Below are 12,542 nucleotides of genomic sequence, written 5' to 3'. Positions count from 1 at the left end.
TTCATCGTAATTTGCACGGTCATTCGGCACCCGGCGTATCGATCGGGGTTGGCTTGACCGGGGCCGAGGCGATCACCGAAAACTCGATCCGGCGATTGGCAGGGTCGAGCGGGTCCAGACCTTCTATGGGCGTCTTCGATCCCAGCCCTGCCGCGCGCAGGCCGTCGGCGGGAATGCCGCGGCCGATCAACGCCCAGCGCACCGATTCGGCGCGGGCGAGCGAAAGCGCCTTGTTCGCCTGCGGGTTGCCGGTGGCGTCGGTATGCCCGGTCACCGCGATGATGCTGCCCACGCAGGGACGCAGGGCCCTGGCCACTTCGTCAAGCAGGCGTTCGCTGACGGGATCGATCCGGGCGCTGGCCTCGGTGAAGCGGATCGTGCGCGAGGCGAGGATGGCCTCCACGTCGTCCTGGCAGCGCAGCCGGGTGCCGCCGGTGCCGTCACCCTCGCTCGACCAGGTGATTCCGCCGATGCCCGGTACTTCGGTCACGGCGGCGGCAACGCGGGTGCGGGTCTCGGCATCGAGCCCCTTGCCCCCCGAAAGCACCGGATGGCGCGTCAACCAGCCGTAGCGATCGCGGAAGGCGAGATCGACACCGCTTCCGCCCGCCCGGTCGCGCACGATTTCCGCCTGCCGTTCCAGATTGCCGATGAAGATCGGCCCGCGCACTCTCGTCGCAACAAAGGAAAGCGCCAGACATAATGCGGCGCCGGCGGCAACGATGGATGCGCGGCGGGGGTTCATGAAGGCAGCCTAGACGAAATGAAGTGCCGGAGGGAACACCTGAAAGTACGGATCAGGCGGCCTTTGTCTTCTGGAACAGCTTGCGGTCCTCGGGACCGAAGGCCTTCTTCCAGATAACGAGGAAGTAGGACCCCAGGATCGCGGGAATGCCGAAGGCCAGTTCCGCCCATTCCGGCAGGAACTGCGTGGCGAGATAGCCCAGTACGACCGCCGGAACCGCCGCCCATACCAGCGCCCAGCGCCAGTTGTTGATCGGCTCCCGGAGATAGTTCGCCAGCATCTTTGACTTCACCAGCGAGGCGAAGCCCAGCGCCGTCATCAGCGCGGCCGCCGCCGTCGCCGCCTGATAGAGCGAATTGTAGCCCAGCTTCTGCATCGCCAGAATGCCGCCCAGCGTCAGCACCGCCTGCAGCGCGATGGTGACGAGCGAGACCACGAGGTTCCTCATGCGTGCGACATAGACCAGCGCCGCCTCGCTGACGACGGCGGTGGCCGCCACCACTTCGGCGGCGAGCAGGAACGCCAGCGCCCCGGTGCCGCCCACGAATTCGCGGCCGACCAGACCCATCACGCCCTCGCCGGGAATGCCCAGCGCAAGCGCGATTCCCGCCTGCGCGGCGGTGATCCAGAAGCCCACCTGGCAGACCTGCCGGGCGATGGCCGCATAGTCCCGCTGCTTGAGGTTGCGGGTGATGACGGGGCCGAGCACCGGCTCGAAGCTGGTCTTGAGCTTCTGCGGCAGGCTGGCGACCTGCTGCGCGGCGTAGTAGACGCCGACGGCCGAGGACGGCGCGAGGAAGCCCAGCAGGAACAGGTCCACGCGGCGCGTGCCCCATTCGATCGTGTCGGCCAGCGCGATCGGCAGCGAACGGATGGCGAGCGCCTGCATCTGGCGCGGGCGCGGGCGCCAGCCCTGCGGCAATCCATATTCGCGGAAGAAGGGAATGAACGCGGTGATCGCGGCGGCGACGATCGAACCCATGTAGGCGATCGACAGCCCGCTCTCGGGCGCCAGCCAGATCATCGCGCCCGCCAGGATCGAGATGACCCATGGCTCCACGATCGCGCGCGACCATACCGTGGGCGTTACCCGCAGCCGGTAGGCCAGCGCCGCCAGCCAGATCTCGGTCATCGTCAGCGGCAGGATGGCGATCACCATCAGCCGGTCGATCTGGGTATAGTGGCCGCCCGGGAACATCGGCGCGGGCACGAACCAGAAGAACAGCGACGCCGCGCAGGAGGCAATCACCGCCAGGATCATGCCGTCGGCAATGACGTTGGCCGGGTGGACCTGCCCTTCGGTATCGGAAAGGCGCTGCGCCAGGCCGCGCTTCTCGCCCATGGTGCAGATCATCGAGGTCAGTTCGATCACCACCAGCGCCGAGGCGAAGCGGCCCAGCGCCGCAGGTCCGTAGACCGAGGCGCGACCGGCGATGAACAGGAAGGGGATGCGCGCGGCAAGGCGCAGGAAGAACCCGAAGAGATTGGTGCGCCCGCCCTTGGCCAGCGCCGCAATATCGTCGTGTTCCTTGCTTGCCTGCTCCGCTGCGGTGCGGGTCACGATACCGTCGCTCAAGAACGCTGCTCCTGCTCGGCGCGAAGCGGGCGCGAAAGGATCTGCGCAACGACCTCGCCCGCCGGAACCTTGCCTTCCAGCAGGCGGCTGACGGCCTCGGCGATCGGCATCTCGATACCGTCGCGGCGCGCCAGTTCGGCCAGCACCGGCGCGGTGGCGGCGCCTTCGGCCACCGAATTCTTGCCCGAAAGCGCTTCGGCCGCCGTCAGCCCCTGCCCGAGCGCAAGGCCGAGCGAGAAATTGCGGCTGGAAGTAGAGGAACAGGTGAGCACAAGATCTCCAAGGCCGCAGAGCCCGGACAGCGTTTCCACCCGCGCGCCGCGCGCCACGCCGAAGCGCAGCATTTCGGCATAGCCGCGCGCAATCAGCGCGGCACGGGCGTTCTGGCCAAGCTTGAGGCCGTCGACCACGCCGCAGGCGATGGCCAGCACGTTCTTCACGGCGCCGCCGATCTCCGCGCCGATCACGTCGTCGGAATAATAGGGGCGCAGCGAAGGCCGCGCGATCAGCGGCGACAGGCGCCGCCACTGCGCATCGCCGCCCGCGCAGGCGAGCGTCACCGCCGTCGGCAGGCCGGCAGCCACTTCATGCGCGAACGTCGGGCCGGAAAGAACCGCGATCCGGCCATGCGGCACGGCCTGCGCGGCCACGTCCGCCATGAGACGGCCGGTGCCGGCCTCGATGCCCTTGGCGCAGAGCACGAGATCACCCGAAAAGCCCAGCGGCGGAAGCTGGGCAAGCACACCGCCAAGGAACTGCGCGGGAACCACCGCGAGCAGCACCGGAAGTGCCGCCAGATCGGCCAGGTTCGACGTGGCCCGCACGGTTTCGGCAAGGGCCGCGCCCGGCAGGTAGACTTCGTTGCGCCGGTCGGCGTTGATGCGCTCTGCCAGTTCCGGCTCGCGCGCCCAGAGCAGCACGTCGCTGCCGTCCCCCGCGAGCGACTGCGCCAGGGCGGTGCCCCAGGCGCCCGCCCCGATCACTCCGATTCCCGCGCTCATGCCTTCACCCCCGCGCCGCGCACGGTCTCGGCATCGGGATCGAGCGGCCAGCGCGGACGCGCGGCCACATCGAGCGGATCGGACTGGCCCATGGCGAACCGCTCCACGCCCGCCCAGGCGATCATCGCGGCGTTATCGGTGCAGAGGCCCAGCGGCGGAGCGACGAAATCGAGGTCATGCTCGGCGGCGAGGGCTTCGAGCGCGGCACGGATCGCCTTGTTGGCGGCCACGCCCCCGGCGACGACCAGCGCGTTCAGCTTGCCGTATTCCGGGCCGACCGAGGCCAGCGCGCGGCGGGCGCGGTCCATCAGGCAGTCTATCGCGGCCTGCTGGAACGAGGCGGCGATATCGGCATCGGCATATTGGCCGGATTGCTTGGCGCGCATGACCGCGCTCTTCAGCCCGGCGAAGGAGAAATGCGGCTCGTCCGAACCCTTCAGCGGACGCGGCAGCGGCACCGCCCTGGCATTGCCTTCCAGCGCCAGCCGTTCCATCGCCGGTCCGCCCGGATAGCCGAGGCCCAGCAGCTTGGCGGACTTGTCGAAAGCCTCGCCCAGCGCGTCGTCGATGGTGGTGGCAAGGCGGCGGAACCGGCCGACGCCTTCCACCAGCAGGATCTGGCAGTGACCGCCCGATACCAGCAGCAGGAGATAGGGATAGGCGAGCTCGCCGTCGGCAAGGCGCGGCGACAGCGCATGGCCTTCGAGGTGGTTGACCGCGATCAGCGGCTTGCCCGTCGCCATGGCGAGCGCCTTGGCCGTGACCAGCCCCACCATCACCCCGCCGATCAGTCCGGGTCCGGCCGTGGCGGCGATGGCATCCACGTCGTCCAGCGTCATCCCGGCATCCGCCAGGGTCGCCTCGATCAGCGGCGCGATCCGCTCGGCATGCGCGCGCGCGGCGATTTCGGGCACGACGCCGCCGTAAGGCCGATGCGCCTCGTCCTGCGAGGCGATGCGCTGGGCGAGGATCCTGCGGTCGCTGGTTACAAGCGCCGCCGCCGTCTCGTCGCACGAGCTTTCGATGCCCAGTACCGTCCGCATTGTATCTTTCCCTGAACGACCCTTCCACTGGACGACATTGGCGGGTAGCACAACCCGCCGATGACGACGCAAACTGACACGCAAAAACAAAGCTTCCGCCTCGGCACCCGCCGCTCGCCGCTGGCGATGGCTCAGGCCGAGGAAACACGCGACCGGCTGGCCGCCGCTCACGGAATCGATCCCGCGCATATAGAGATCGTTGCCGTGACCGCCAGCGGCGATCGCATTCAGGACCGCGCGCTGGCCGAAATCGGTGGAAAGGCGCTGTGGACGAAGGAACTCGACGCCTGGCTGGCGGACGGCGAGATCGATTTCGCGGTCCATTCGGCCAAGGATGTGGAAACGATTCGCCCCGAAGCCTTCGCGATCGGCGCGATTCTCCCGCGGGAAGACGTGCGCGACGTGCTGGTCGGGGCCGAGAGCATCCGCGCCCTGCCGCAAGGCGCGGTCGTGGGCACCAGCGCCCCGCGCCGGGCCGCGCAGCTTCTCCACGCGCGGCCGGACTGCAAGGTCGTGACGTTCCGCGGCAACGTCGCCACCCGCCTCGCCAAGCTGGCCGCCGGAGAGGCCGATGCCACGTTCCTCGCAGCCGCCGGACTCAAACGGCTGGGCGAGACCGGCACCGGCCACCCGCTGGGCGAGGAGGACTGGCTGCCCGCTCCCGCCCAGGCCGCGATCATGGTCGAATGCCGTGCCGACGATGCCCGCACCCGCGCTTTCCTCGCCGCCGTGGACGATGCGCAGAGCCGCGCCTCGGTGCTTGCCGAACGTGCCCTGCTTGCCGGCCTTGGCGGCAATTGCCACAGCCCGATCGCCGTGCTCACCCGGCACGACGGCGCCAACCTCGCGATGCGGGCCGCGCTCTACAGCCCGGACGGCGCCGAAAAGGTCGAGGGAGAGGCCAGCTTCCCGCTTTCCGATCGCGATGGTCCGGCGCGCCTCGCCGCCGACCTGCTCGCCCGCGCGGTTCCGGCCATTGCCGTCCACTTCACCGGGGCGGACTGAGGCGGCGATGCCGCCCGTCATCGTCATCCGGCCCGAACCCGGCACTGCCATGACCGTGGCGGCGGCAAGGGCCATGGGGCTCGATGCCCGCGCCTTTCCGCTGTTCGCGGTTCGCGCCCTGCCGTGGTCTCCGGTGCCGCGCGGCGAAATCGACGCCGTCCTGCTCGGCAGCGCCAATGCCCTGCGCCATGGCGGCCCCGCACTCGGCGCCTATCGCGGCCTGCCCGCCTACGCGGTGGGAGACCGGACGGCGCAGGCCGCCCGCGACGCCGGTCTGGACGTGGTGCGCACGGGCAGCGGCGGACTGCAATCGGTTCTGGGAAACCTCGCCCCCGGCCATGGCCGCCTGCTGCGACTGGCCGGACGCGAGCACACCATCCTCGACGTGCCCGCCGACCGCACCGTGATAACCCGCGAAGTCTACGCCAGCAAAAGCCTTCCCCTGCCGGCCGGACTGGCCGAAACGCTGGAGAAACCCACCGTGGTCCTGCTCCATTCCGCCGAGGCGGCGGGGCATTTCGCGGCCGAGTGCGACCGGATCGGCATCGGCCGCGCGAGAATCGCCCTGGCCTGCATCGGCCCGCGCGTTGCCGGGCGGGCGGGGTCAGGCTGGGCCGCCCTGCGCAGCGCCGCGCTCCCCAACGACACTGCGCTGCTGGCCATGGCCCTGGAGATATGCCAAGACTTCCCCTCGGGATCGTAAACTGACAGAACCAGACTTGATGCAGGATTTCACCTCGCCACAACCTCATTCGTCCTCACGCCCGCGTTCGCGCGGAGGCGTATTCTTCGTTGCCCTGATTGCTTTCCTGCTGGGAGGCGCGCTGGTCGCCTGGGCAGCGGCAAGCGGGGAACTGGCAAAAATCCTGCCGCAACGGGCCATGCCGCAAGGCGAAACCGCGCCGCAGCCAGAGCAGGCCGCGCCCTCTCGCCCGCAAGTGCCGATGGCCACGGCGCCTTCGTCACCGGCGCAGCTGGCCGCACTGGGATCGGTCGAAGGGCGGCTCGCGCTGCTTGAGGACCGGCTTTCCCGCATCGATTTCCAGACCGGCGCCGCCTCGGGCAATGCCGCCCGCGCCGAGGGCCTGCTGATCGCCTTCGCCGCGCGCCGCATGGTCGATCGCGGCGAACCGCTGAGCTACGTCGCCGACCAGCTTCGCCTGCGCTTTACCAATGCCCAGCCCCGCGCGGTGCAGACGGTGATCGAATTCTCGAAGAACCCCGTCACCATCGACGAACTCTCCGCCCGTCTCGAAGCGCTGTCGCCCGAACTCAGCGAGACGCAGAGCAACGAAAGCCTCTGGCAGAAGGCGCGCCGCGAACTGTCAAGCCTTTTCGTGGTGCGCCGCGAATCCTCCACCCTCCTGACGCCCACCGCCCGCATCGACCGCGCCCGCCTGATGCTGAGCGCCCGCCGCATCGGCAATGCCATCAGCGAAGTGGAGCGCCTGCCCAATGCGCAGGCCGCCCAGACCTGGACCGCCGATGCGCACCGCTATCAGGACGTGCAGGACGCGCTCAACCTGCTCGAAACCACCGCCATGCTCGAACCGCGCCGCCTGACCGACGCCGAAGGGCACACGGTGGACCAGCCGAGCCCGCTGGCGACACCGGGCGTGCTGCCGACCGACTTGCCTTCGGCGGATGCTTCGGAAGCGGCTCCGTCCGAATAAGGGTGAATGCGAGGGGCAGGCAGGGGGCGTGAAGCCCCTTATCCCTGCAGAAGCTCCGGCAAGGCGCCCGACATCCCGCGCGCCTCATCCATGAAGAAGCGCTTGAGGCTGGGCAGGCGCTGCACTGCGCCCATGCCGAGGCGGCGCGCCGCGCTGGGCAGGCGGCCGGGAATGCCGAACAGGCGCGTCAGCCCGTCCGTCACCGACATGACCATGAACGTATCGAGGCTGCGCCACTTCTCGTAACGCGCCAGCAACTGCGCATCGCCCGGCTCAAGGCCAAGGCGCATGCCTTCGGTGAGCACTTCGACCAGCGCGCCGACGTCGCGCAGGCCCAGATTGAGGCCCTGTCCGGCGATCGGGTGCATGCCGTGAGCCGCATCGCCGATCACCGCAAGGCGCTCGTCGATCACATGTCCGGCATGATGGAAACGCAGCGGATAGCTCATGCGCGGCGCGGAAAGCGTGATCTTGCCGAGCACGCCGTGCATCCGGCTTTCCACTTCGTTGAGGAACATGGCGTCCGGCATGGCGATGATCCCGGCGGCATCCTTTTCCGCCACCGTCCAGACCAGCGCGCTGCGATGGCGGCCCTGATCGTCATCAAGCAGCGGCAGCAGCGCGAACGGTCCCGCCGGGTAGAAGATTTCCCAGGCCGTGTTTGCGTGCGATTTCTCGTGGAACAGCCCGGTCACCATGGCGCGGTGTTTGTAGTCCCACTTGGCCAGCGCGAAGCGGGCCTCGTCGCGCGTGGGCGACTGGCGGCCCTCGGCGGCGACCAGCAGGCTCGCGCCGAGCACGCGGCCGTCCGAAAGCTCCACCTCGACACCGTGCGGCCCCCGGTCGCGCCGGACCGCTTCGGTGCGGACGTGCCAGGCGATGTTCTTCTCCTCACGCGCGGCGGCGAACAGGGCTAGGCGCAAGTCGCGATTGGCGAACATGCGGCCCAGCGAGCCTTCCTCGGGCTTGGGCGTGAAATCGATCCGGCCCGGCTTCATCGAATCGGTGACGGCGATCGAATCGATCGGGCAACCGAGATCTTTCAGCGCAGGCGCGAGGCCGATGTTGGTGAAGAGGTTCCAGCTCGCCGTCGAAATTGCCGAGGCGCGGCCGTCCGCGCCTTCGGCAGTGAGATCGGCCGGGTCGGCCCGGTCGATGACGTGGCTGGTGATACCCGCCCGGGCCGCGGCAAGCGCCAGCGTCATGCCGACGAGGCCCCCGCCCAGGATGATCAGGTCGCGGTGTTCCGCCTTTTGGTCGTGCTTCGCTGCAGAGTCGTTCATCGACGGCAGCTATCGGCCTCTCCGGCGTCGATGTCGAGACACCTTCCGTCCCAGGTGCCGGCCGGCGCGGTCAGACCCACCGTCGCGGCAAGGGTGGGCGCGATGTCCACCGTCTCCACCGGGGTCGGCTGCTCGAAACCGGTCATGCCCTTGCGCCAGAACAGCATCGGCACGCGGCGATCGTAGTCCCACGGGCTGCCGTGCGAGGCGACCTTGAACGGCTTTGCCTCGCCCGGCACGACCCCGCGCACGGTCAGCATCTGCACTTCGCCCGAGCGCCCCGGCACGAAGGAGGCGCGGACCTTCTGCTCCATCGTCCAGTCCTGCGGATTGCCCTTGGGCTGGGGCCACTGCATGATCTGGTCCTGCGTATAGACAGCGGCGATCTGCGGATTGGCCTTCAGGCGCGCGACGAGCGCGGCCATGACCTTCTGCTTCTGTCCGGCCGTCAGTTCGGACGAGAACCAGACGCTGCCCGCCTCGCCCGCTCCGTAGAACAGCGGGCCGTTCTTCACGGTCACGCCGGTATCCTGCGAGACGGCGGCGGCCAGTTTCCCGGCGGTGAGCGCGGGATCGATGCGGGTGGCATCGGGATTGCCGCGCAGCTTCTGCCGCTCGGGCGCATCGAAGCCGCCGTGATCGGCGCTGAGCACGACCTCGTAATCGATCCCGCGCGCATCGAGCGCGTCGAACAGGTTGCCGATGGCCTCATCCAGCACGTTCATCTGGATGCACATTTCCACGCCCTCGGTGCCGAAGGCATGGCCGACCTTGTCCGTGGCCGAGAAACTGACGGAGAGCACGTCGGGCACGGCATCCTTGCCCATGCCCAATTCGTCCACCATGCGCACGGCCATCTCGGCGGTGGCGGTGTCCACGCGCGGGCCATTGGCGTAGGACTTGAAGTCCCCGGCGGCCAGCGGGAAACGGTACGTGCCGATGGTGAAGTCCTTGATCGGCGTCGCCCGGTCGACACTGCCGCACCAGCCCGGCACCGCCAGCGGGCCGTCACCGGCGGCGACGCGCTTCGCCATGACCGCGTTTTCGGTCTCGACCGCTTTGCTGATCCTGCGGTTCTCGAATGTGGTGAAGCCCTTGGCGCCGATCCAGTAGACGGCGTCCGTGTCATGGCCGCTCATCATCACTGCGGCGCGGTCCTTGGCGGAGACGGCGGCGTTGATGGTCGCGGGATTGCGCTTCTTCATGAGGTCGCCCAGCGTCGGCGCCTTGAGGTGCGCGGGGCTGACCACCGGATTGTCCGGCGTGGACCGGGGGTTGGTTTCGTCCTCGACGCAGTAGACTTCCTTTTCGGCGCGGGCGATGCCGGGCTGGTACCACGAATTCGCGGTAATGCCGGTGCGCGAAGGGTGCACGCCGGTCAGCAGCGTCGAATGGCCGGGGCAGGTCTCGGTGGCGGCGTGGGACTGGAAGCCCGAGGGGAACACCGCCCCTTGCAGCAGGCGCGTGAAGCCCTTGGTGAAATGCTCGCGGTACTGGGCAAAGAGGTCGGCCGAGAACTGGTCCACCGAAATCGCGACAATCAGCCGGGGCTCGCCCTGCGGCGCGGGCGCGGAAGCAGCAGCCACCGGTGCTTCCTGCGCCAGTGCGGGGGCCGAAACGGCCAGTGCCGCAACCAGGGCCAGCGGAGCGAGCGACGAGGAAAGCAGGCGCATCGGGGGGACTTCCTTGAAATGTCGATGCAATGGGCGCAGATGCATCGATGTCTGCAATGCGTGGGCGACGCAAGCGCCCCCAACGCACGGGAGTTTCATGAAAAAGCGCCGCTATCGCCTGTTTATGGCACTCATGTGTCAAATGCTGGCGCTCTTTCTCGCCCCGCTCGCCGCCAAGGCCGCTCCCGCCCACATCGCCGCCGAACTGGTGGCCGGTCCGGCGGCGGCGCCGGGCGGCGAAAGCACCATCGCCATTCACATGACGCCGGCGCAAGGCTGGCACGGCTACTGGTCGAACCCCGGCGACGCCGGCCTCGGCATGCAGCTCGCCTGGACCCTGCCTGACGGGGCGAAAGCCGGCAGCCCGCGCTATCCGGTACCGCAGACGCTGGTGGTATCCGGACTGATGAACCACGTCTTCGAAAGCGACTACGCGGTGCTCGTACCCTTCACGGTTCCGGCGGATGCCGTGCCCGGAAGCCGCGTGCCGGTCCGCCTCCATGCCGAATGGCTCGCCTGCACCGAACAGATCTGCGTGCCCGAACGTGCCGACCTCGCCGTTGAGGTGCCGGTGGCCGCCAAGGCCGAGACCGGCGCGGATCCGCGCTTTGCCGAATGGCTGCGCCGCCTCCCCGCCCCGCTCGACGCCGCCGCCACCTTCAGCCTCGACGAGCGCACGGTTCGCCTCGCCATCCCGCTTCCCGCCGCCACTCCGCTGGATGCCCCGCACGTCTTCATCGGCGAGGACAAGCTGGCGGACTATGCCGGCAACCAGCAATTCGCCTGGAAGGGCGACATGCTGATCGTCACGCTCCCCCGCACGAAGCTCGACCCGCGCGGCGCGGATGTCCTGACCGGGGTGCTGCGCCTCAATCCCGCGGGAGACGGCATCGCCTTCACCGCTCGCGCGGGGACGGTGCCGACAGGCGGCACGCCGCTCGCCGCCGATGCCGCCGCGCCCGAACTGCCCTCGCTGCCGCTGCTCCTGCTCGCCGCGCTGGCGGGCGGGTTGCTGCTCAACGTCATGCCCTGCGTTTTTCCGATCCTCAGCCTCAAGGCACTGAGCCTCGCCCGCGCGGGCGAGAGCGAGAGCCATGCCCGGATCGAGGGACTTGCCTATGCGGCGGGCGTCATCACCGCCTGCCTCGGGCTTGGCGCGCTGCTGCTGGCGCTGCGCGCAGGCGGCGAGCAGGTCGGCTGGGCGTTCCAGTTGCAGGAGCCGCTGGTGGTCGTCAGCCTTCTGCTGCTCGCCTCGGTCATCACCGCCAACCTTATGGGCCTGTTCGAGTTCACGGTCCCCGGCTTCGTGTCCGGCGGTTCGCCCTCCAGCTTCACCCGGGGTGCTTTCGCCACCGGCCTGCTCGCCGCCTTCGTGGCGACACCCTGCACCGGACCGTTCATGGCTTCGGCGATGGGCGCGGCGCTGCTGCTGCCGGTATTGCCGGCAATGACCCTGTTCGCCGCGCTCGGCCTCGGCATCGCCCTGCCCTTCCTGGCGGTGGCCTTCGTCCCGGCGCTGCGCAAGCGGCTGCCCCGGCCCGGCGGCTGGATGGTGACGTTCCGCCACTGGATGGCGCTGCCCATGGGCCTGACCGCGCTGGCACTGGCATGGCTGACGTGGAAGGCCGGAGGCACCGTATTCGTGCTGGGCGCTCTTGTGGGCCTGATCGCGATCCTTGCCATCCTCCTGGCGGCGGGCCGCGCCCAGCGCCGGGGCAAGGCCGCCCGCCCCTTCGCCGTGCTTGCCCTTGCCGCCGCCGCCATCGTGCTGGCCGTGCTGCCCTGCCCCGCCCCGCCTGAAGAGCGCATCGAATCGCTGCTGGCGGCAAAGCCCTTCAGCGAGAAGGCGCTGGCCGATGCGCGCGCCGCCGGAAAGCCGGTGTTCGTCTGGATGACCGCCGACTGGTGCCTCACCTGCAAGGTCAACGAGCAGGTCGCCATCGAGCGCGAGGAAACGCGCGCCGCCTTCGAAAAGGCCGGCGTCGTCGTGCTGCGGGGGGACTGGACCCGCCGCGATCCGGAGATCACCCGCTACCTCACCGCGCAAGGCGCAGCAGGCGTGCCGCTTTACGTCTGGTACGCAAATGGCGGTAAGGCGGAGCAATTGCCGCAAGTGCTGACCCCGGCGCTTCTCGCCGAAAAGGTCGAAGGCTGAACGGCTGGCCTTCGCCCGACCGCCGATAGGCACCCGTCCATCGATATGGCCCTGTCGCCCCGGCAGGGCTCATGATGAAGTGACGTGACCGGGACGTGTACCGAGCCGACCGGCGCAGGCGCCGGGAGTACCGTCCATGGCTCGAAGTCCGATTTCGGCTGATTCCCACACCGCCACTTCGCGCGGTGCGCAGGGTACTGGTCGTAGCCGGCTTCACCGGTCGTTATGGCCGTAGACCCGGCATCCGGGGATCCACCGGAAGAAACGGACCTGAAGCCGGAACGGCGCCCCCTGCTCGGCCTCGCCATCGCCATCGCCTTTTCGGCAACATTCTGGATCATGCTTGCCGTGTGGCTGCTCTAGGGTCAGGACCCTAGGGTCAGGACCC

At 69.1% G+C, this 12,542-nt stretch carries 11 protein-coding genes; 5 read left to right on the top strand and 6 right to left on the bottom strand.

Annotated elements, in window-relative coordinates:
* Positions 1–19 precede the first annotated feature (19 nt).
* The 4 genes from U9J33_RS03585 to tsaD are packed head-to-tail and all read right to left on the bottom strand — an operon-like array spanning position 20 to position 4,365.
* Positions 20–745: an OmpA family protein gene (locus U9J33_RS03585; RefSeq protein WP_054437169.1), complete on the bottom strand. Its 726-nt coding sequence runs from the start codon at positions 743–745 to the stop codon at positions 20–22.
* Positions 746–797: 52 nt separating this feature from the next.
* Entirely contained in the window at positions 798–2,321 is a 1,524-nt protein-coding gene (locus tag U9J33_RS03580) for a lipopolysaccharide biosynthesis protein (RefSeq protein ID WP_054437171.1), read from the bottom strand.
* Positions 2,318–3,322: an NAD(P)H-dependent glycerol-3-phosphate dehydrogenase gene (locus U9J33_RS03575; RefSeq protein ID WP_185998113.1), complete on the bottom strand. Its 1,005-nt coding sequence runs from the start codon at positions 3,320–3,322 to the stop codon at positions 2,318–2,320. Before U9J33_RS03575 ends, U9J33_RS03580 begins: the two co-directional genes overlap by 4 nt.
* Positions 3,319–4,365, bottom strand: coding sequence for a tRNA (adenosine(37)-N6)-threonylcarbamoyltransferase complex transferase subunit TsaD (tsaD, locus tag U9J33_RS03570; protein WP_185998114.1), 1,047 nt, complete (start codon positions 4,363–4,365; stop codon positions 3,319–3,321). The genes U9J33_RS03575 and tsaD overlap by 4 nt, the downstream gene beginning before the upstream one ends.
* A 126-nt stretch (positions 4,366–4,491) precedes the next feature.
* Here tsaD and hemC point away from each other — a divergent pair, with 126 nt between their 5' ends.
* The 3 genes from hemC to U9J33_RS03555 are packed head-to-tail and all read left to right on the top strand — an operon-like array spanning position 4,492 to position 7,043.
* Positions 4,492–5,370, top strand: coding sequence for a hydroxymethylbilane synthase (hemC, locus tag U9J33_RS03565; protein WP_324699001.1), 879 nt, complete (start codon positions 4,492–4,494; stop codon positions 5,368–5,370).
* A 7-nt stretch (positions 5,371–5,377) separates the two neighbouring features.
* On the top strand, positions 5,378–6,073 hold the full coding sequence (locus tag U9J33_RS03560) for a uroporphyrinogen-III synthase (protein WP_324697931.1): 696 nt from the start codon (positions 5,378–5,380) through the stop codon (positions 6,071–6,073).
* Between the two features lie 19 nt (positions 6,074–6,092).
* Positions 6,093–7,043, top strand: coding sequence for a hypothetical protein (locus U9J33_RS03555; protein WP_185998116.1), 951 nt, complete (start codon positions 6,093–6,095; stop codon positions 7,041–7,043).
* A 38-nt stretch (positions 7,044–7,081) separates the two neighbouring features.
* Here U9J33_RS03555 and U9J33_RS03550 read toward each other — a convergent pair whose 3' ends face one another.
* Together U9J33_RS03550 and U9J33_RS03545 are read right to left on the bottom strand one after the other, a co-directional pair.
* Positions 7,082–8,326, bottom strand: coding sequence for an FAD-dependent monooxygenase (locus tag U9J33_RS03550; protein WP_132469440.1), 1,245 nt, complete (start codon positions 8,324–8,326; stop codon positions 7,082–7,084).
* Positions 8,323–9,999, bottom strand: coding sequence for an alkaline phosphatase family protein (locus U9J33_RS03545; protein WP_324697928.1), 1,677 nt, complete (start codon positions 9,997–9,999; stop codon positions 8,323–8,325). Before U9J33_RS03545 ends, U9J33_RS03550 begins: the two co-directional genes overlap by 4 nt.
* Before the next feature lie 97 nt (positions 10,000–10,096).
* On the opposite strand from U9J33_RS03545, the gene U9J33_RS03540 reads away from it, so the two are divergent.
* Together U9J33_RS03540 and U9J33_RS03535 are read left to right on the top strand one after the other, a co-directional pair.
* The gene (locus U9J33_RS03540) at positions 10,097–12,154 is read left to right on the top strand and encodes a protein-disulfide reductase DsbD family protein (protein WP_420719858.1); all 2,058 of its coding nucleotides are present in this window, start codon (positions 10,097–10,099) and stop codon (positions 12,152–12,154) included.
* Positions 12,155–12,379: 225 nt separating this feature from the next.
* Complete coding sequence (locus U9J33_RS03535; protein WP_324697924.1) at positions 12,380–12,517, top strand: hypothetical protein; 138 nt, start codon at positions 12,380–12,382, stop codon at positions 12,515–12,517.
* The last annotated feature ends 25 nt before the right edge of the window (positions 12,518–12,542 follow it).

Origin of the sequence: Novosphingobium sp. RL4 (assembly GCF_035658495.1) — a bacterium.
GTDB lineage: Bacteria > Pseudomonadota > Alphaproteobacteria > Sphingomonadales > Sphingomonadaceae > Novosphingobium.
This window is presented reverse-complemented; position numbering and strand designations above follow the sequence as displayed.

Coding starts and splice junctions, on each gene's coding strand:
- U9J33_RS03585 (WP_054437169.1), bottom strand. CDS start 745: ATGAACCCCCGCCGCGCATCCATCGTTGCCGCCGGCGCCGCATTATGT.
- U9J33_RS03575 (WP_185998113.1), bottom strand. CDS start 3,322: ATGAGCGCGGGAATCGGAGTGATCGGGGCGGGCGCCTGGGGCACCGCC.
- tsaD (WP_185998114.1), bottom strand. CDS start 4,365: ATGCGGACGGTACTGGGCATCGAAAGCTCGTGCGACGAGACGGCGGCG.
- hemC (WP_324699001.1), top strand. CDS start 4,492: ATGGCTCAGGCCGAGGAAACACGCGACCGGCTGGCCGCCGCTCACGGA.
- U9J33_RS03560 (WP_324697931.1), top strand. CDS start 5,378: ATGCCGCCCGTCATCGTCATCCGGCCCGAACCCGGCACTGCCATGACC.
- U9J33_RS03555 (WP_185998116.1), top strand. CDS start 6,093: ATGCAGGATTTCACCTCGCCACAACCTCATTCGTCCTCACGCCCGCGT.
- U9J33_RS03550 (WP_132469440.1), bottom strand. CDS start 8,326: ATGAACGACTCTGCAGCGAAGCACGACCAAAAGGCGGAACACCGCGAC.
- U9J33_RS03545 (WP_324697928.1), bottom strand. CDS start 9,999: ATGCGCCTGCTTTCCTCGTCGCTCGCTCCGCTGGCCCTGGTTGCGGCA.
- U9J33_RS03540 (WP_420719858.1), top strand. CDS start 10,097: ATGAAAAAGCGCCGCTATCGCCTGTTTATGGCACTCATGTGTCAAATG.
- U9J33_RS03535 (WP_324697924.1), top strand. CDS start 12,380: ATGGCCGTAGACCCGGCATCCGGGGATCCACCGGAAGAAACGGACCTG.